Origin of the sequence: Pseudomonas sp. Irchel 3H3 (assembly GCF_900187635.1) — a bacterium.
GTDB lineage: Bacteria > Pseudomonadota > Gammaproteobacteria > Pseudomonadales > Pseudomonadaceae > Aquipseudomonas.
Genome location: NZ_FYEC01000001.1, coordinates 41961 through 61672, shown reverse-complemented (window position 1 = coordinate 61672; position 19712 = coordinate 41961). Strand labels below are relative to the sequence as shown.

Sequence of the window (19712 nt, the reverse complement as noted above, 5' to 3'; positions counted from 1 at the left end):
GGACTGTCAGTGACATCAACGTTGAATGTGCTGGCCTGATCGTCGGAACGTCGCCCGGAGCAAGCCCGCTCCCACGGGGGAGCGGTGTAAACCAACGCTTTAGCGGGACATCACTTCGCGAATGTCCGCAGCCAATTCCCGCACCCGCTCTTCCTCGGTGTCCCAGGAGCACATGAAGCGTGCGCCGCCTTTACCGATGAAGGTGTAGAAGCGCCAGCCGCGAGCGGTCAGTGCTGCCACGGCGGCCTCCGAGAGTTGCAGGAACACGCCGTTGGCCTGTACCGGGAACATCAGTTCGACGCCGGGAATGTCGCTGACCAATTCTGCCAGCAGCTGTGCGCAGTAGTTGGCGTGGCGGGCGTGCTTGAGCCAGGCGTCGTGTTCCAGCAGGCCGACCCAGGGCGCTGAGAGGAAGCGCATTTTCGATGCCAGTTGCCCTGCCTGTTTGCAGCGGTAGTCGAAGTCTTCGGCCAGTTTCTGGTTGAAGAACAGAATCGCCTCGCCCACCGCCATGCCGTTTTTGGTGCCGCCAAAACACAGCACGTCGACCCCGGCTTTCCAGGTCAGGTCGGCCGGCGAGCAATCGAGGAACGCGCAGGCGTTGGAGAAGCGCGCGCCGTCCATGTGCAGGTTCAGGCCCAGCTCTTTGCAGGTGGCACTGATGGCGCGGATTTCTTGCGGGGTGTAGACGCTGCCGACTTCAGTGGCCTGGGTCAGGGTCACCACCCGTGGCTTGGGGTAGTGAATGTCCTGGCGCTTGAGGGCGATCTCGCGGATTGACTCCGGCGTCAGCTTGCCGTTTTCGGTGCGTGCCGTGAGCAACTTGGAGCCATTGGAGAAGAACTCCGGGGCGCCACATTCGTCGGTTTCGACGTGTGCGGTTTCCGAGCAGATCACGCTATGGTAACTCTGGCACAACGACGACAAGGCCAGGGAGTTGGCGGCGGTGCCATTGAAGGCGAAGAACACTTCGCAGTCGGTTTCGAACAGTTTGCGGAAATAGTCCGAGGCGCGGGCGGTCCACTCATCGTCGCCATAGGCGCGCTGGTGGCCCTGATTGGCCTGTTCCATGGCCGCCCAGGCTTCAGGGCAGATGCCGGAATAGTTGTCGCTGGCGAATTGTTGGCTCTTATCGGTCATGGCCGGCTTCCGTGGTCGAGGCGCTTATGGTGAAGCGGCTCGTGGTCAATGATGGTGCGCACTTTACCGAAGATCGTCCGGAGAGCACACGCGATGTGTCTGTCAGAAAACTACACAGTCGAGGGGCAATTATGCACGTGACGCAACGTGACGGTGCACTCGATCTGCTCAAATGGTTGGCACTGTTGAGCATGGTCCTCGATCACCTGCGCTATGTCGGCTGGCCGCTCGATGTGCTCTATGTGCCGGGGCGCCTGGCGTTTCCCTGGTTCTGCCTGGCGATGGCGGTCAACCTGGCACGTACACCGACAGCGCCGACCGGCGGTCAGTGGCGTTACCTGGGCTGGTTGCTGCTGTTTAGCCTGGTCAGTGAAATTCCCTACCGCCTGTTCATCCCCGAGCCTGATGTCCTCAACGTATTGCCTACGCTGGCGCTGGGGCTGCTGGTGGCCCGTGGTTGGCTGTACCAGGACCTGCAGGCGCGAGGCTTGGGGCTGGTCGCGCTGCTGCTGGCGACGCTGTTCAGTGAGCGACTGATGTTCGGCGTTTTTGGGGTGCTGCTGCCGTTGGCGACATTGCTGGTGATTCGTCGGCCCTGGTACTGGGCAGTGTTGCCGGGACTGGTCTGCCTGGCGGCGAATCAGTGGCAGGTGTTGATTGCCGCCATCCGTCTGGGTAACCCGGTGGCGGTGGGCGCTCTTGGTGTCTGCCTGATTGCGCCATTGCTGGGTCTGGTCTTGTTGCGACATACCAAACATCTCAAGCCACCGCCGATGCGCCGTTGGGCGTATGCCTTGTATCCGCTACATTTTCTGCTTCTGTTACTCGTCCGCAATATCGCCGCATAACTGTGTGGGAGCGGGCTTGCCCGCGATGACGGCGTCACATCCGGCATAAGAGTCGGCTGACCCTCCGCCATCACGGGCAAGCCCGCTCCCACAGGAGTGTGTTGATCTTGTGAGCGAGTACGACGCGTCCATTTCAGCCCATGTCGTAAACGCACCTTTGCGTGGCGTCCGTAGGCATTTGACCTGTCTGCGCCGGTCATACCATCGCATCAAAGGGCACTGCCGCCAGGCCGGTGCCTCACCAAGACAAAATGGCGCACCACCGCCGCTGGGAGAGACGCGATGTTCAGCAAGCAAGACCAGATCCAGGGTTATGACGATGCACTGCTGGCGGCGATGAATGCCGAGGAGCAACGCCAGGAAGATCACATCGAGCTGATCGCGTCAGAGAACTACACCAGCAAGCGTGTCATGCAAGCACAAGGCAGTGGCCTGACCAACAAATATGCCGAGGGTTATCCGGGCAAGCGTTACTACGGTGGCTGCGAGCATGTGGATAAAGTCGAAGCGCTGGCCATCGAACGCGCCAAGCAGCTGTTCGGTGCCGACTACGCCAACGTCCAGCCGCACTCCGGCTCCTCGGCCAACAGCGCGGTGTACCTGGCCCTGATCCAGGCGGGCGACACCATCCTGGGCATGAGCCTGGCCCACGGCGGTCACCTGACCCACGGCGCCAAGGTGTCGTCCTCGGGCAAGCTGTACAACGCGGTGCAGTACGGCATCGACACCAAGACCGGACTGATCGACTACGACGAAGTCGAGCGCCTGGCCGTCGAGTGCCAGCCGAAGATGATCGTCGCCGGCTTCTCGGCCTACTCCAAGACCCTCGACTTCCCACGCTTTCGGCAGATCGCCGACAAGGTCGGTGCACTGCTGTTCGTCGACATGGCCCACGTTGCCGGCCTGGTCGCTGCCGGTCTGTATCCCAACCCGCTGCCGTACGCCGACGTGGTCACCACCACCACCCACAAGACCCTGCGCGGTCCGCGTGGCGGCCTGATCCTGGCCAAGGCCAACGAAGAAATCGAGAAGAAGCTCAACTCCGCGGTGTTCCCCGGTGCCCAGGGCGGCCCGCTGATGCATGTGATTGCCGGCAAGGCAGTGTGTTTCAAGGAAGCGCTGGAGCCAGGCTTCAAGGTTTATCAGCAACAAGTGATCGACAACGCCCAGGCCATGGCCAGCGTGTTTATCAAACGTGGCTACGATGTAGTGTCCGGCGGCACCGACAATCACCTGTTCCTGGTCAGCCTGATCCGCCAGGGCCTGACCGGCAAAGACGCCGATGCCGCCCTTGGTCGTGCGCACATCACCGTGAACAAGAACGCCGTGCCGAATGACCCACAGTCGCCGTTCGTCACTTCCGGCCTGCGCATCGGCACCCCGGCAGTCACCACTCGCGGCTTCAAAGTGAGCCAGTGCGTGACGCTGGCCGGCTGGATCTGCGACATCCTCGATAACCTCGGCGATGCCGATGTCGAGGCCAATGTCGCCCAGCAGGTTTCGGCCCTGTGCGCTGACTTCCCGGTTTATCGCTGAGCGCGGTTTTTGGAGTAAATGACTATGCAACGCTACTCAGGCTTCGGCCTCTTCAAGCACTCCCTCAGCCACCACGAAAACTGGCAGCGCATGTGGCGCACGCCAACCCCGAAAAAAGTCTACGACGTGGTCATCGTCGGCGGCGGCGGGCATGGTCTGGCGACCGCCTACTACCTGGCGAAAGAACACGGCATCACCAACGTGGCCGTGGTCGAGAAGGGCTGGCTGGGCGGTGGTAACACCGCGCGCAACACCACCATCGTGCGTTCCAACTACCTGTGGGACGAGTCGGCGCACCTCTACGAACACGCGATGAAACTCTGGGAAGGCTTGTCCCAGGACCTCAACTACAACGTGATGTTCTCCCAGCGTGGCGTCTACAACCTGTGCCACACCCTGCAGGACATTCGTGACTCCGAGCGTCGGGTCAGCGCCAACCGCCTCAACGGCGTCGACGGCGAGCTGCTCAACGCCCAGCAGGTCGCCGACGAGATTCCGTACCTGGACTGCTCGAAGAACACCCGCTACCCGGTGATGGGCGCTACCGTCCAGCGTCGCGGCGGCGTAGCCCGTCACGATGCCGTGGCCTGGGGTTTTGCCCGGGCCGCCGACGCCCTCGGCGTGGACCTGATCCAGCAGACCGAAGTGATCGGCTTTCGCAAGGAAAACGGCGTGTGCATCGGCGTCGAGACCAACAAGGGTTTCATCGGTGCCAAGCGCGTCGGTGTGGTGACCGCCGGTAACTCCGGGCACATGGCCAAGCTCGCCGGCTTCCGCCTGCCGATCGAATCTCACCCGCTGCAAGCGCTGGTGTCCGAGCCGATCAAGCCGATTATCGACAGCGTGATCATGTCCAACGCGGTGCACGGCTACATCAGCCAGTCCGACAAGGGCGACCTGGTGATCGGTGCCGGTATCGACGGCTACAACGGCTACGGCCAGCGCGGTTCGTACCCGGTGATCGAGCACACCATCCAGGCCATCGTCGAGATGTTCCCGGTGCTGTCGCGGGTGCGCATGAACCGCCAGTGGGGCGGCATCGTCGACACCACGCCGGATGCCTGCCCGATCATTTCCAAGACCCCGGTGCCGAACATGTTCTTCAACTGCGGTTGGGGCACCGGTGGCTTCAAGGCCACGCCGGGTTCGGGCAACGTATTTGCGGCGAGCCTGGCCAAGGGTGAAATGCATCCGCTGGCGGCGCCTTTCTCCATCGACCGGTTCCATAACGGCGCGCTGATCGACGAACACGGCGCTGCTGCCGTCGCCCACTAACAGGAGAAATTTCCTATGTTGCATATCTTCTGTCCTCACTGTGGCGAACTGCGCTCCGAAGAGGAATTCCACGCATCCGGCCAGGCGCACATCCCACGTCCGCTGGATCCGAACACCTGCACCGACGAGGAGTGGGGCGACTACCTGTTCTTCCGTGACAACCCCCGTGGCCTGCACCACGAACTGTGGGACCACGTCGCCGGTTGCCGTCAGTATTTCAACGTCACCCGCGACACCGTGACCTACGAGATTCTCGAAACCTACAAGATCGGCAGCAAGCCGCAGTTCACCGACAAGACGGAAAGTCCGAAAGCGGCCGCGCAGGCTCTGGGAGCGAAGGTATGAGCCAGATCAATCGCCTGTCCAACGGTGGACGGATCGACCGCAACAAAGTCTTGAGCTTCACGTTCAACGGCCAGGTGTACAAGGGCTTTGAAGGTGACTCCCTGGCGGCGGCCCTGCTGGCCAACGGCGTCGACATCATCGGTCGCAGCTTCAAGTATTCGCGGCCACGCGGGATCTTTGCCGCCGGTGCCGAAGAACCGAACGCGGTGCTGCAGATCGGCGCCACCGAAGCCACCCAGATCCCCAACGTGCGTGCCACGCAACAAGCGCTGTATCAAGGTTTGGTTGCCACCAGCACCAACGGCTGGCCCAGCGTCAACAACGACATGATGGGGATTCTCGGCAAGGTCGGCGGCAAGCTGATGCCGCCAGGTTTCTACTACAAAACCTTCATGTACCCGCAATCGTTCTGGATGACGTACGAGAAGTACATCCGCAAGGCCGCTGGCCTGGGTCGCTCGCCGACCGAAAACGATCCGGACACCTACGACTACATGAACCAGCACTGCGACGTGCTGATCGTCGGCGCCGGCCCTGCTGGCCTGGCCGCGGCACTGGCGGCTGCGCGCAGCGGGGCGCGGGTGATCCTCGCCGATGAACAGGAAGAGTTCGGCGGCAGCCTGCTCGATTCCCGTGAGAGCCTCGATGGCAAGCCGGCCGCCGAATGGGTCGCCAGCGTCATCGCTGAACTGAAAGACACCCCGGACGTGCTGCTGTTGCCGCGCGCCACGGTCAACGGTTACCACGACCATAACTTCCTGACCATTCACGAGCGCCTTACCGATCACCTTGGCGACCGCGCCCCGATCGGCCAGGTGCGCCAGCGCATCCACCGGGTTCGCGCCAAGCGTGTGGTGCTGGCGACCGGCGCGTGCGAGCGGCCGCTGGTCTACGGCAACAACGACGTGCCGGGCAACATGCTGGCTGGCGCGGTCTCCACCTACGTGCGTCGCTACGGTGTCGCACCGGGCAAGAAGCTGGTCCTGAGTACCAACAACGATCACGCCTACCGCGTGGCCCTGGACTGGCTCGACGCCAGCCTGCAAGTGGTGGCCATCGCCGACGCCCGCAGCAACCCGCGCGGTGCGCTGGTGGAAGAAGCCCGGGCCAAGGGCATCCGCATCCTGACCGGCAGCGCAGTGATCGAAGCCCGTGGCAGCAAGCACGTGACCGCTGCCCGTGTGGCCGCGATCGACGTCAAGGCGCACACCGTGACCAGCCCTGGCGAATGGCTGGAGTGCGACCTGGTGGCCAGCTCCGGCGGCTACAGCCCGGTGGTTCACCTGGCGTCGCACCTGGGCGGCAAGCCGACCTGGCGTGAAGACATCCTCGGTTTTGTCCCGGGTGAAGCGCCGCAAAAACGCGTGTGCGTGGGTGGGATCAACGGCGTCTATGGCCTTGGCGATTCCCTGGCCGATGGTTTTGAAGGGGGCGCCCGAGCCGCTGCCGAAGCCGGCTTCCAGACGGTCGAGGGTGTGTTGCCCAAAGCCCTGAGCCGCCATGAAGAGGCGACCCTGGCACTGTTCCAGGTGCCGCACGAAAAGAACACCGCACGGGCGCCGAAGCAATTCGTCGACCTGCAGAACGATGTCACCGCGGCCGCCATCGAACTGGCCACCCGCGAGGGCTTCGAGTCGGTCGAGCACGTCAAGCGCTACACCGCGCTGGGCTTCGGCACAGACCAGGGCAAGCTGGGTAACGTCAACGGCCTGGCCATCGCGGCCCGTTCGCTGAACGTGACGATCCCGCAGATGGGCACCACCATGTTCCGCCCCAACTACACGCCGGTAACGTTCGGCGCAGTAGCCGGTCGTCACTGTGGGCACATCTTCGAGCCGGTGCGGTATACCGCGCTGCATCAATGGCACCTGAAAAACGGCGCCGAGTTCGAAGACGTCGGGCAGTGGAAACGTCCCTGGTACTTCCCGAAAAACGCTGAAGACCTGCATGCCGCGGTCAAGCGTGAATGCCTGGCGGTGCGCGAAAGCGTCGGCCTGCTGGATGCCTCGACCCTGGGCAAGATCGATATTCAAGGGCCGGATGCGCGGGAGTTTCTCAACCGGGTCTACACCAACGCCTGGACCAAGCTGGACGTGGGCAAGGCGCGCTACGGCCTGATGTGCAAGGAAGACGGGATGGTCTTCGACGATGGTGTGACGGCGTGCCTGGCCGACAACCACTTTGTCATGACCACCACCACCGGTGGCGCGGCCCGCGTGCTGCAGTGGCTGGAGATCTACCACCAGACCGAATGGCCGGACCTGAAGGTGTACTTCACTTCCGTGACGGACCACTGGGCCACCATGACCCTGTCCGGGCCGAACAGTCGCAAGCTGCTCAGCGAAGTCACCGACATCGACCTGGACAAGGACGGCTTCCCGTTCATGACCTGGAAAGAAGGCCTGGTGGGCGGCGTGCCGGCGCGGGTGTTCCGGATTTCCTTTACCGGTGAGCTGTCGTACGAAGTCAACGTGCAGGCCGACTACGCCATGGGTGTTTTGGAGAAGATTGTTGAGGCGGGGAAGAAGTACAACCTGACGCCATATGGCACCGAGACCATGCACGTGCTGCGCGCCGAGAAGGGTTTCATCATCGTTGGCCAGGATACCGACAGCTCGATGACCCCGGACGACCTGAACATGGGCTGGTGTGTGGGCCGCACCAAACCGTTCTCGTGGATCGGCTGGCGGGGCATGAACCGCGAAGACTGCGTGCGTGAGCAACGCAAGCAGCTGGTCGGTCTCAAGCCGATCGACCCGACCAAGTGGCTGCCGGAAGGCGCGCAGCTGGTGTTCAACACCAAGCAGGCGATCCCGATGAGCATGGTCGGCCACGTGACCTCCAGCTACCTGCACAACTCCCTGGGCTACTCGTTTGCCATGGGCGTGGTCAAAGGCGGCTTGAAGCGCATCGGTGAGCGGGTGTTCGCACCGCTGGCCGACGGCAGCGTGATCGAGGCGGAAATCGTTTCTTCGGTGTTCTTCGATCCGAAGGGTGATCGCCAGAACATCTAACACCACAGAACCTGTGGGAGCGTGGCTTGCCCGCGATGAACGATAACGCGGTGCCTCAGGCAGACCGAGTTGCTCCCATCGCGGGCAAGCCCGCTCCCACAGGGAAACGAATTCAGGAAAGGTGCTTTATGACCGTAGCCAATGTGTACCAACAACGCCCAACCACCGGGGCCAAGGCCGAGTCGTCGTTGCAGCATGCCGACCTCGCCAGCCTGGTGGGCAAGGGTCGCAAAAACGCCGGCGTGATCGTGCGTGAGAAAAAACTCCTCGGTCACCTGACCCTGCGTGGCGACGGCCACGATGCCGCGTTCGCCGCCGGTGTGCACAAGGCCCTGGGCATCGAGTTGCCGGGGGCGCTGAGCGTCATCGTCAAGGGTGAGACCAGCCTGCAATGGATGGGGCCGGATGAATGGCTGCTGATCGTTCCAAGCGGTGAAGAGTTCGTCGCCGAGCAGAAGCTGCGTGAAGCCCTGGGCGAGTTGCACATCCAGATCGTCAACGTCAGCGGTGGTCAGCAGATCCTCGAACTGAGCGGCCCGAACGTGCGCCAGGTGCTGATGAAATCCACCAGCTACGACGTGCACCCCAACAATTTCCCGGTGGGCAAGGCGGTGGGCACGGTGTTCGCCAAGTCGCAACTGGTGATCCGCCACACCGCAGAAGACACCTGGGAATTGCTGATCCGCCGCAGCTTCTCGGATTACTGGTGGTTGTGGTTGCAGGATGCGGCGGCCGAGTACGGGCTTAGCGTTCAGGCTTGATCTCACCAGCGTCACTGTAGGAGCGAGCTTGCTCGCGATGGACTTGAGAGCGACGCGTTAAGTCAGGAAGTACGCGTCATCGTTGACCTCCATCGCGAGCAAGCTCGCTCCTACAGTAGGCATCCACCGATTTCACAGGAGTCACCGCACTATGAGCCGCGCCCCAGACACATGGATTCTGACCGCCGACTGCCCAAGCGTCCTCGGCACCGTGGATGCGGTGACCCGCTTTCTGTTCGAGCAGGGCTGCTACGTCACCGAGCACCACTCCTTTGATGACCGGCTTTCGGGGCGTTTTTTCATTCGTGTGGAGTTTCGCCAGCCCGAGGGTTTCGACGAGCAATCGTTCCGCGCCGGTCTGGCCGAGCGCGGCGAAGCCTTCGGGATGATTTTCGAACTGACCCCGCCGCACCACCGGCCAAAAGTGGTGATCATGGTCTCCAAGGCCGATCACTGCCTCAACGATCTGCTCTACCGCCAACGCATCGGCCAGCTGTCGATGGACGTCGCGGCGGTGGTCTCCAACCACCCGGACCTCAAGCCCCTGGCCGACTGGCACGGCATTCCCTATTACCACTTCCCCCTCGACCCCAACGACAAGCCCTCGCAAGAGCGGCAGGTGTGGCAGGTGATCGAGGAGTCCGGTGCCGAACTGGTGATTCTTGCGCGTTATATGCAAGTGCTGTCGCCGGAACTGTGCCGCAAGCTCGACGGCAAGGCGATCAACATCCACCACTCGTTGCTGCCCGGTTTCAAGGGCGCCAAGCCCTATCACCAGGCTTACAACAAGGGCGTGAAGTTGGTCGGCGCCACGGCGCATTACATCAACAACGACCTGGACGAAGGCCCGATCATTGCCCAGGGCGTGGAGGCGGTGGATCACAGCCATTACCCCGAAGACCTGATCGCCAAGGGGCGGGATATCGAAGGCCTGACCCTGGCCCGGGCTGTGGGGTATCACATTGAGCGGCGGGTGTTCTTGAACGCCAATCGCACGGTCGTTCTTTAGATTGCCATCGCGGGCAAGCCCGCTCCCACAGGGTTTTGTGTCGTTCACAAATCTCAAGCTCAACCCGAATCATTGTGGGAGCGGGCTTGCCCGCGATGAGGCCCCAACAAGCAACACAAGAAACAGCATCTGTACCCGAGCACTTAACGCGCTGCCTGTCTGGGCAGCGCGGTTTCATAAAAACAACAGCGAGGTGAAAGCATGTCTGGCAATCGTGGTGTGGTGTATCTCGGCGCGGGCAAGGTCGAAGTACAGAAAATCGACTATCCGAAAATGCAGGACCCGCGCGGCCGCAAGATCGAGCACGGGGTGATCCTGCGAGTGGTCTCCACCAACATCTGTGGTTCCGACCAGCACATGGTGCGCGGTCGTACCACGGCCCAGACCGGTCTGGTGCTGGGACACGAGATCACCGGTGAAGTGATCGAGAAGGGCAGCGACGTCGAGAACCTGAAAATCGGCGACCTGGTCTCGGTGCCGTTCAACGTGGCTTGCGGGCGCTGCCGTTCCTGCAAGGAAATGCACACCGGCGTGTGCCTGAGCGTGAACCCGGCTCGCCCGGGCGGCGCCTACGGTTATGTCGACATGGGCGACTGGACCGGTGGCCAGGCCGAGTACGCCATGGTGCCGTACGCTGACTTCAACCTGCTGAAACTGCCGGATCGCGACCGCGCCATGGAGAAGATCCGCGACCTGACCTGCCTCTCCGACATCCTCCCGACCGGTTATCACGGCGCCGTTACTGCCGGCGTTGGCCCGGGCAGCACCGTGTATGTGGCCGGTGCCGGCCCCGTCGGTCTGGCGGCCGCCGCGTCGGCACGCCTGCTGGGCGCCGCGGTGGTGATCATCGGTGACGTCAACCCGATCCGCCTGGCCCACGCCAAGGCCCAGGGTTTCGAAATCGCCGACCTGTCCCTCGATACCCCTCTGCACGAACAGATCGCCGCACTGCTGGGCGAGCCGGAAGTGGATTGCGCCGTCGACGCGGTGGGCTTCGAAGCTCGTGGCCACGGCCATGCAGGCGTGAAACACGAAGCCCCGGCCACCGTGCTCAACTCCCTGATGGGTGTGGTGCGTGTCGCTGGCAAGATCGGTATCCCTGGCCTCTACGTGACTGAAGACCCGGGTGCGGTAGATGCCGCAGCAAAAATGGGCAGTTTGAGCATCCGCTTTGGTCTCGGCTGGGCCAAATCCCACAGCTTCCACACCGGCCAGACCCCGGTGATGAAGTACAACCGCCAACTGATGCAGGCGATCATGTGGGACCGCATTCATATTGCCGACATCGTGGGTGTTGAGGTGATCAGCCTGGATGATGCGCCACGTGGTTATGGCGAATTCGATGCGGGTGTGCCGAAGAAGTTTGTGATTGATCCGCATAAGTTGTTTAGTGCGGCGTAAATTTTAGGGAGTTAGACAGGGCGACGCTAAGTCGCCCTTTTTTATAGGTTAAGTTAATGGGCTGTTCTTATTGGAGTTTGCAGCTCTTGAGGTGACTCGGAATTTTTCATGAGTTTGATTAACTTGTTCTCATAGTGTTGCTCTTGTTTCATTAGGCGTTTCAGAAGTTTTTGAATGGCTGGCGCATCTTTTTCCGCAAGAGGTGTGGCTGCGATGGGGAAGCCATACTCTTCGGAAGTTAGTTTGGTTATTCTTTCCATGTAGCTGTCTGGATGGTTTTTTAAGTTTAAAATGTTATGTCTTGTGTTCTGAAGTTTTGCTTTGTTTCGGGCTGTTGGATTTTTAATATTGTATATTGCGCCTTCTGATTGGATCCGGTAGGTGACATCGTTTCCGATAATGGGAGAAGCTGCCTGGTTGGTGGAGGCTATGGGGGCGTTTAAACTGTTTTGTGAGGTACTTAGACTTTGTGTAGGATGACTAAGTAGATTCTGGCTACTGATACTTCGGCCACTATTAAAAAAACCGAGCCATTTCCTAAAGGGCATGTGCCCCGTATCATCCCTTTTGTTCACCGGATCCCCCACACCATACCCATACGCATTCAACCCACCCTCCCCAAACGGACTCCAACTGTCCGGACTGTTGAATCGCATCAACACCGGGTTAAACGCCCGATACCCATTGCCCAACAAATAGTGCCCAGTCACCGGGTCTGGCCGTTCGCCGTTGAAGCCGAGCAAGCTGAGCAAGCCGTTCTCTGGAATGCGATGACCATAAGGGGTGTAGGCGAGGTGATGGGAGCGGGTGGCGTCGAGGATGGCCAGTACCGAGCGCTGTTGATCGGTGACGAGCAAGCGGGGTTGCGCCGTGCCGTTCTGCCGCTGTTGCTGCGCCAGCAGTTGATCTTCGTGCTGCATGATCGAGCGCTGTAGCGCGCCTTGAACCTCGGTGGTCAGGCGCTCTTTGAGGTAGAAGCGTTGGGTGCTGGCTTGCGCCGTTGGGGTGCAATCGGCCAGGCGATCCAGTGGGTCGTAGTGGTAGCGGCAGAGCAGGGTTTCGCGGTGAGGCTTCATGGAAGGGGCTCCCTGAAAAGTGCGCAATACAGGGTTTACTGTGGCCTAGGCGGATGGGCTTGCCTACTAGCAGAACCGCTGTTTCGAGGGGGTGAGAAAATGGCGCTATCGCCACTTGAGCTCGGGGTTACTCTTATTTCTCGATTTGAAAAGTTAATGATGAAAGCCTCGGAATAACCGCTGTCTGTTAGTGTGCGTATTGTTATATTTCTTGCTGTATCGGCTGGAGATGTTGCGCTAGTATTTTGCGTCGTTAGAGCGGAGGTGCCGGGATTGGTTTGAGATCGGTTTGCAATGGTCGCCGAGTTCGCTGTTTGATTGGCGATGGAGTTCTGCAAGTTTCGTGGGGGTGTCGGCTGCACTGTCAAGACGGGGGCGCGCTGACTAGGTACAACTTTTTGTATAGGTATTTCTTTTAGTGTCTGTTCAAAAGCATCCGCAGCTGAACGCTTGGTTGCTTGGCCTGCTACTCTTAGTGGTCGACGAACAAGAGTGGTTATTTGCTCACCCTTATTAATTAAAAATTTCAAGTTTTTCCGCAGGACTGCCCATAGAGCTATTGGCGTGTGTCCAGAGGGATCTGTTTTGTTTCCAGGGTTTCCGTAGCAGTAGGCATAGCTATTAAATCCGCCTTCCCCAAACGGACTCCAACTGTCCGGGCTGTTGAACCGCATCAACACCGGGTTAAACGCCCGATAACCATTACCCAACAAATAATGCCCAGTCACCGGGTCTGGCCGTTCGCCGTTGAAGCCGAGCAAGCTGAGCAAGCCGTTCTCTGGAATGCGATGACCATAAGGGGTGTAGGCAAGGTGATGGGAGCGGGTGGCGTCGAGGATGGCCAGTACCGAGCGCTGTTGATCGGTGACGAGCAAGCGGGGTTGCGCCGTGCCGCTCTGCCGCTGTTGCTGCGCCAGCAGTTGATCTTCGTGCTGCATGATCGAGCGCTGTAGCGCGCCTTGAATCTCGGTGGCCAGGCGATCCTTGAGGTAGAAGCGTTGGCTGCTGGTCTGTGCCGTCGGGGTGCAATCGGCCAGGCGATCCAGTGGGTCGTAGTGGTAGCGGCAGAGCAGGGTTTGGCGTTGGGTTGGCATGGGCGTGGCTCTCTGAAAGCGCGGCGATGCAGGGAGTACTGTGGCGCAATCAGGTGATTCTGCCTACTGGCAGAACTGCTAGGGTCGACGTCTGGAAGGGACGCAGGGTGCCACTAGCTGCGTGCCTATTTATTGGGGGAAAAAAACCTCTGCGTAGTCCATGAGATGAAAGGAAAGGCAGTAGCGGAACAATAGCCGGTGGTTTTCAGTCAAAATGCCAGCTTTGCGCCCGCTTGAGGGCATTTTTGAAGGTTCAGGAGTTTTTCGATGAAGATTTCACGCGGTTTTGCTTTGGCTTCGCTCATGACATTGGTCGCCAGCCCGGTCTTCGCCGGTTTCAGCCTGAACGATGTGGCGGGTGCGGTATCGGGCATGCAGGGTGGCGACAAGGCCGCCGCCGCAGCGCCGACCTCGCAGACTGCCGGCCTGTTGAGCGCCCTGAGCGCGCTGGACGTTAAACCAGAACAAGCCATTGGCGGCACCAGTGCGATGTTGGGCCTGGCCAAGAACAAGCTGAGCGCCAGCGACTATTCGGAACTGGCCAAGAGCGTGCCGGGTATCGACAAGCTCTCCGGTGGCAGCGGTAACCTGGGCGCCCTGGCGGGCATGCTGGGTTCGTCCGGCAAGGCCGCGGGCCTGGAAAACGCCCTGGGTAACGTCAAGGACACCAACGACCTGAACACCGCGTTCAGCGCGTTGGGCATGGACAGTGGCATGGTCGGCCAGTTTGCCCCGATCCTGCTGCAGTACTTGGGCCAGCAAGGCGTTGGCGGTACCCTGCTCAAGAGCCTGGGCAGCATCTGGGGCGTATAACCGCGCCTCACTCACGCCCGGCGCGCAAGGCGTCGATGCGTGCATCCTTGTCGATCCAGAGCTGGTTGACCCAGCTCTGGACGCTTTGGCGAAACAGCGGATCGTTTTCGTAATCACCCTGCCACAACGCCGGATCCAGCTCACGGGTCTGGATGTCGATGATCACCCGCGGCACCGCACCGCTGATCAAATCCCAGAACCCCGGAATCTTTTCCTGTGGATAGACCACGGTGACGTCGAGGATGGCATCCAGCTGTTCGCCCATGGCGGCCAATACAAAAGCCACGCCGCCGGCCTTGGGTTTGAGCAGGTGCTTGAAGGGGGATTGCTGGGCGCCACGTTTGGCCTGGGTGAAGCGCGTGCCTTCCAGATAGTTGACCACGGTCACCGGCTGGCGCTTGAACAGCTCGCATGCGGCCCGGGTAATCGCCAGGTCCTGGCCCCGCAGCTGCGGGTGCCTGGCCAGGAAGGCCTTGCTGTAGCGCTTCATGAACGGGTAATCGAGCGCCCACCAGGCCAGGCCCAGGAACGGCACCCAGATCAGCTCCTTTTTCAGGAAGAACTTGAAGAACGGCGTGCGTCGGTTGAGGGTCTGGATCAGCGCCGGGATATCGACCCAGGATTGATGGTTGCTGACCACTAGGTAAGAGGTGTCGACCCGCAGTCCCTCGCCGCCACGAATGTCCCAGCGGGTGGGGATGCAGCAGGCGAAAATCAGCTTGTCGATTTGTGCCCAGGTCTCGGCGATCCACATCACCGCAGCGCTTGCGGCATCGCGATAACGGCCGGGCAGGAGCAGTTTGAGCAGGGCAAACACCAGCAGCGGCCCGATCAGGACCAGGGTGTTGAGCAGAAGCAGCAGGGTGACGAAACAGCCGGTGAGCAGGCGGCGCATAAGTAACTCTTGAAAGCATTTGGGCGGGCCATGATAAGCAGCTTCGAGGCCGAGGCCAAATCTGCGGGCTGACGAATGTTTCACTTTTGCGCGGGTATGCTGCGCCAGATGATCTGGTTTTAGTGGTGTTCTCGCTGGCACCTTCGCGGGCAAGCCCGCTCCCACAAGATTCGGTGCCCGCGAAAACGGTGTGAAGAGCGAACGAATGGCCGACTGACAGTCTAAAGTTCCGATGCCTACTCCTTAAGGAACCCCTTTACGTGAAATCCATCCTCGCACTGTTATCCCTCCTGGCCCTGCCAGTCATGGCCGCCGAGCCGACCCTGTATGGCCGTTACGAATACATCCAGCTACCGGAGATCGGTGGTGAAGTGCTCAAGGCCAAGATGGACACCGGCGCGTTGACGGCCTCGCTGTCGGCCAAGGACATCGAGACCTTCACCCGCGATGGCGAGGAGTGGGTGCGTTTCCGCCTGGCGACCAAGGATGCCAGCAACAAGGTCTACGAACACAAGGTCGCGCGGATCAGCAAGATCAAGACCCGCTCCGAAGAGGACGAGGACGAAGATGTGGCAGCGCCGACCAAGCGTCCGGTGGTTGATTTGGAACTGTGCCTGGGCGACGTCAAGCGCACGGTCGAGGTCAACCTCACCGACCGCAGTAGTTTCAACTACCCGCTGCTGATCGGTGCCAAGGCGTTACGTGAGTTTGGCGCGGCGGTGAATCCGGCTCGCAGGTTTACGGCGGATAAGCCGGAGTGTTGAGGCGAGCCGCTGATGGAGACTTTTCAGCTATTTCTTACAGGCGGGGAAGAAAAGGTCTTACGGTACTTGGCGTTGCATAACACTTGTCAGATTGACGTCGATTACATCCTGGGCCACCGTTCGCCCACTTAACTGCCGGGCCTGGATGCCATGCCTCATATCCTGATTGTCGAAGACGAAGCGGCGATTGCCGATACCCTGGTGTTTGCCTTGCAAGGCGAGGGTTTCACCACCACCTGGGTGAGCCTGGGGGCGGCCGCCCTTGAGCATCAGCGGGTGACTCCCGCCGACCTGATCATTCTCGACATCGGCCTGCCGGACATCAGCGGATTTGAAACCTGCAAGCAGTTGCGCCGGTTCAGCGAAGTGCCGGTGATGTTCCTCAGCGCCCGTGATGGTGAGATCGACCGCGTGGTGGGCCTGGAGATTGGCGCTGATGATTATGTGGTCAAGCCATTCAGCCCGCGTGAGGTGACGGCGCGGGTGCGGGCAATTCTCAAGCGCATGGCGCCGCGTCCGGGGATCGAGTCCACCAGTGCGTTGTTCCTGGTGGACAGCGAGCGCGTGCTGATCACCTATCGCGGCCAGCCGCTGAGTCTGACCCGACATGAGTACCGCTTGTTGCAGTGTCTGCTGGAACAGCCGGAGCGGGTCTTCAGTCGCGATCAACTGCTCGATGCCCTGGGCATTGCCAGCGACGCTGGGTACGAGCGCAGCATCGACAGCCACATCAAGAGCGTGCGCGCCAAGTTGCGCCTGGTGGCGGCCAATGCCGAGCCGATCCAGACCCACCGTGGCCTCGGTTACAGCTACAGCCCAGGGACCAGCTGATGCCATTGGCGATCCGGATCTTCCTGGTCTATGTGCTGTTCGTCGGCCTGACCGGGTACTTTGTGCTCAACACGGTGATGGAAGAAATCCGTCCCGGCGTGCGTCAGTCCACCGAAGAAACCCTGGTGGACACCGCCAATCTGATGGCCGAGATCCTGCGCGACGACTTCAAGGCCGGGACCCTCAATCAGAACCGCTGGCCGCAGTTGCTCAAGGCTTATGGCGAGCGGCAGCCGGGGGCGAGTATCTGGGGCCTGGCGAAGAATCAGGTCAACCATCGCATCTACGTGACCGACGCCAGGGGCGTGGTGGTGCTGGACTCCAGCGCTCTTGCAGTAGGCCAGGATTATTCGCGCTGGAACGATGTGTACCTGACCCTGCGCGGTGAGTACGGCGCGCGTTCGACCCGCAGTGATCCTGACGACGCCAGCTCCTCGGTGATGCACGTCGGCGCGCCGATTCGCGACAACGGGAAGATCATCGGCGTGGTCACCGTGGCCAAGCCCAACAGCTCCTTGCAGCCCTACGTCGACCGCACCGAGCGCCGTTTGCTCGGTTACGGCGCGAGCTTGATCGGCCTCGGCCTGCTGTTCGGAGCGGCATTATCGTGGTGGTTGAGCGTGGCGCTGCGGCGCTTGACCGCGTATGCCCAGGCGGTCAGCGAAGGGCGCCGGGCCGAGCTGCCGCACTACCGTGGCGGTGAGCTTGCGCAACTGGCCACGGCGGTCGAACACATGCGTACGCAACTGGAAGGCAAGGCGTATGTGGAGCGTTATGTGCACACCCTGACCCACGAACTGAAGAGCCCGCTGGCGGCGATTCGCGGTGCGGCCGAACTGTTACAGGAGCAGATGCCAGACACCCAACGCCAGCGTTTCGTCAGCAACATCGACACTGAAAGCGCGCGAATGCAGCAGTTGATCGAGCGACTGTTGAACCTGGCCCAGGTCGAGCAACGGCAAACCCTCGAGGAGCGAGTACAGGTACCGTTGGCGGCCTTGGTCGATGAGTTGCTCGATACCCAACAGGCGCGTATTGAACGCAAACAGCTGCGCATTGAAAAACACCTTGCTGCTGACCTGGCGCTGACAGGCGAAGCCTTTCTGTTGCGCCAGGCGCTGGCTAACCTGCTGGAGAACGCCCTGGATTTCACCCCGTCCCACGGTGTCCTGCGGTTTAGCGCACAACGGCTGGGCGAGCAGATCGAGTTCAGTCTGTTCAATCAGGCCGACCCGATTCCCGACTACGCCCTGGGACGCCTGAGCGAGCGTTTCTACTCGCTGCCACGGCCCGACAGTGGACGTAAAAGCACCGGGCTGGGGCTGAATTTTGTTGAAGAGGTGGTGAAGTTGCACGGTGGTCTGCTGACGATCGGGAATGTCGAGGGCGGCGTTGAGGTGAAGCTGCGTCTACCGTAGCTGCTGTTCTCCACACACTCTGCATACTCCCTCCATAAAACCCACACACGGGCCTTGCAGACTTTCCCTCATTCGAACAGGGAGAGACCCCATGAACCGCAGCCTGGCCTTGAAACTCGGGGCAATTGCCCTATTGATTCTGTTGTTGCTGATTCCGTTACTGATGATCAGCGGCATGATTGACGACCGTCAGCAACTACGCGACGGCGTCCTCGAAGACATCGCCCGCAGCTCCAGTTACAGCCAGCAACTGAGCGGACCGGTGATGGTGGTGCCGTACCGTAAGGTGGTGCGTACCTGGAAACACAACGAAAAAACCAACGCGCGTTATCAGGAAACCAGCCTGGAGCGCGGGCGCCTGTATTTCCTGCCGGAGCGTTTTGAGCTCGACGCGAAGGTGCAGACCGAACTGCGTGCCCGTGGCATCTACGAGGCGCGGTTGTTCCATGCGGATAACCGAATTAGCGGGCACTTTTCGATTCCGCAGCAACTGGGGATCGATGAAGACTTTGCCGACTACACGTTTGATTCGCCCTATCTGGCTGTGGGCATCAGTGATATCCGCGGCATCGAAAACGCGCTGCAACTGGAACTCGATGGCCAGCGCCTGGACTTTGTACCGGGCACTCAAGAGGAATGGTTGGGGGAGGGGGTGCATGTCACGCTGGCGCCACTGGATGTTCGCAAAGCCAACGAACTGAGCTTCGCGTTCGACCTGCGTTTGCAGGGCACCGGCCAGTTGCAGGTCACCCCGGTGGGCAGGACCAGCAACGTGACGGTGTCCGCCAACTGGCCCCACCCCAGCTTTATCGGTAACTACCTGCCGGCCCAACGAGCGATCAGCGCTGAAGGCTTCACGGCCAACTGGCAGACCTCGTTCTTCTCCACCAACCTGGAAGAAGCGCTGAGCAACTGTGTTGCCCGTGGCAGCTGTGACGAATTCAAAAGCCGCAGCTTCGGCGTGAGCTTCATCGACCCGGTGGACCAGTACCTCAAGAGCGAGCGGGCAATCAAATACGCCCTGCTGTTCATCGTGCTGACCTTCGCCGGTTTCTTCCTCTTCGAAGTGCTGAAAAGCCTGGCGGTGCACCCGGTGCAATACGCCTTGGTCGGCGTGGCGCTGGCGTTCTTCTACCTGCTGCTGTTGTCGCTGTCCGAGCACATCGGGTTTGCCCCGGCGTATCTGCTGTCGGCCGGTGCCTGCGTGTTGTTGATCGGCTTTTATGTCTGCCACGTGTTGCGCAGTGCGGTGCATGGCTTGAGCTTTTCAGCGGGGTTGGCGGCGTTGTATGGGCTGCTTTACGGATTGTTGAGTGCCGAGGATTACGCGTTGTTGATGGGCTCGTTGTTGCTGTTTGGGTTGCTGGGGGTGTTTATGGTGCTGACGCGCAGATTGGATTGGTATGGGATGGGGCGGGGGAAGGTGAGCAAGGCGGAGGTGGGAGGTGAGTAGGTCGTTGGGGTTAAGGGAAGATCAGGTGTTGGGGGCAGT

17 protein-coding genes are annotated in these 19712 nt (G+C 60.7%); 13 read left to right on the top strand and 4 right to left on the bottom strand.

The genetic code is table 11. The features are described from left to right. Positions 1-99: 99 nt before the first annotated feature. Entirely contained in the window at positions 100-1140 is a 1041-nt protein-coding gene (locus CKW24_RS00275; protein WP_095164344.1) for a low specificity L-threonine aldolase, read from the bottom strand. Positions 1141-1271: 131 nt separating this feature from the next. Between CKW24_RS00275 and CKW24_RS00270 the strand changes: the two genes are divergently transcribed. From CKW24_RS00270 to fdhA, 8 genes are all read left to right on the top strand, one after another. Then, positions 1272-1988 carry a TraX family protein gene (locus CKW24_RS00270; protein ID WP_095164342.1) on the top strand — a complete coding sequence of 239 codons (717 nt, stop codon included), beginning with the start codon at positions 1272-1274 and terminating at the stop codon, positions 1986-1988. A gap of 282 nt (positions 1989-2270) precedes the next feature. Beyond that, on the top strand, positions 2271-3524 hold the full coding sequence (gene glyA, locus CKW24_RS00265) for a serine hydroxymethyltransferase (RefSeq protein ID WP_095164340.1): 1254 nt from the start codon (positions 2271-2273) through the stop codon (positions 3522-3524). A 24-nt stretch (positions 3525-3548) separates the two neighbouring features. Next, positions 3549-4799 (top strand): sarcosine oxidase subunit beta, encoded by a 1251-nt coding sequence (locus tag CKW24_RS00260; RefSeq protein ID WP_027617102.1) that lies wholly within the window; start codon positions 3549-3551, stop codon positions 4797-4799. 15 nt (positions 4800-4814) lie between these two features. Next, entirely contained in the window at positions 4815-5144 is a 330-nt protein-coding gene (locus CKW24_RS00255; protein WP_095081389.1) for a sarcosine oxidase subunit delta, read from the top strand. After that, the gene (locus CKW24_RS00250) at positions 5141-8158 is read left to right on the top strand and encodes a sarcosine oxidase subunit alpha (protein WP_095164338.1); all 3018 of its coding nucleotides are present in this window, start codon (positions 5141-5143) and stop codon (positions 8156-8158) included. The genes CKW24_RS00255 and CKW24_RS00250 overlap by 4 nt, the downstream gene beginning before the upstream one ends. Positions 8159-8286: 128 nt before the next feature. Beyond that, positions 8287-8919: a sarcosine oxidase subunit gamma gene (locus CKW24_RS00245; protein WP_095164337.1), complete on the top strand. Its 633-nt coding sequence runs from the start codon at positions 8287-8289 to the stop codon at positions 8917-8919. A gap of 151 nt (positions 8920-9070) precedes the next feature. Next, complete coding sequence (gene purU / locus CKW24_RS00240) at positions 9071-9928, top strand: formyltetrahydrofolate deformylase (RefSeq protein ID WP_095164335.1); 858 nt, start codon at positions 9071-9073, stop codon at positions 9926-9928. Positions 9929-10129: 201 nt separating this feature from the next. After that, complete coding sequence (gene fdhA / locus CKW24_RS00235; RefSeq protein WP_095164333.1) at positions 10130-11329, top strand: formaldehyde dehydrogenase, glutathione-independent; 1200 nt, start codon at positions 10130-10132, stop codon at positions 11327-11329. A gap of 53 nt (positions 11330-11382) precedes the next feature. Here the strand turns inward: fdhA and CKW24_RS28310 are convergent, their stop codons facing one another. Together CKW24_RS28310 and CKW24_RS00225 are read right to left on the bottom strand one after the other, a co-directional pair. Then, on the bottom strand, positions 11383-12405 hold the full coding sequence (locus CKW24_RS28310; RefSeq protein ID WP_256585371.1) for an RHS repeat-associated core domain-containing protein: 1023 nt from the start codon (positions 12403-12405) through the stop codon (positions 11383-11385). Between the two features lie 35 nt (positions 12406-12440). Then, positions 12441-13499, bottom strand: a complete 1059-nt coding sequence (locus CKW24_RS00225) for an RHS repeat-associated core domain-containing protein (protein WP_095164331.1) — start codon at positions 13497-13499, stop codon at positions 12441-12443. A 267-nt stretch (positions 13500-13766) separates the two neighbouring features. On the opposite strand from CKW24_RS00225, the gene CKW24_RS00220 reads away from it, so the two are divergent. Beyond that, positions 13767-14312, top strand: a complete 546-nt coding sequence (locus CKW24_RS00220; protein ID WP_095164329.1) for a DUF2780 domain-containing protein — start codon at positions 13767-13769, stop codon at positions 14310-14312. A gap of 7 nt (positions 14313-14319) precedes the next feature. Here CKW24_RS00220 and CKW24_RS00215 read toward each other — a convergent pair whose 3' ends face one another. After that, positions 14320-15207 carry an acyltransferase gene (locus CKW24_RS00215; RefSeq protein ID WP_095164327.1) on the bottom strand — a complete coding sequence of 296 codons (888 nt, stop codon included), beginning with the start codon at positions 15205-15207 and terminating at the stop codon, positions 14320-14322. A 260-nt stretch (positions 15208-15467) separates the two neighbouring features. On the opposite strand from CKW24_RS00215, the gene CKW24_RS00210 reads away from it, so the two are divergent. The 4 genes from CKW24_RS00210 to creD all read left to right on the top strand — a co-directional run bounded on the left by CKW24_RS00210 (position 15468) and on the right by creD (position 19673). Next, positions 15468-15971, top strand: coding sequence for an ATP-dependent zinc protease (locus tag CKW24_RS00210; protein ID WP_095164326.1), 504 nt, complete (start codon positions 15468-15470; stop codon positions 15969-15971). A 150-nt stretch (positions 15972-16121) separates the two neighbouring features. Further along, positions 16122-16802, top strand: a complete 681-nt coding sequence (gene creB, locus CKW24_RS00205; protein WP_095164325.1) for a two-component system response regulator CreB — start codon at positions 16122-16124, stop codon at positions 16800-16802. Beyond that, positions 16802-18220 (top strand): two-component system sensor histidine kinase CreC, encoded by a 1419-nt coding sequence (creC, locus tag CKW24_RS00200; RefSeq protein WP_095164324.1) that lies wholly within the window; start codon positions 16802-16804, stop codon positions 18218-18220. The genes creB and creC overlap by 1 nt, the downstream gene beginning before the upstream one ends. 91 nt (positions 18221-18311) lie before the next feature. After that, positions 18312-19673, top strand: a complete 1362-nt coding sequence (creD, locus tag CKW24_RS00195) for a cell envelope integrity protein CreD (protein ID WP_095164323.1) — start codon at positions 18312-18314, stop codon at positions 19671-19673. The last annotated feature ends 39 nt before the right edge of the window (positions 19674-19712 follow it).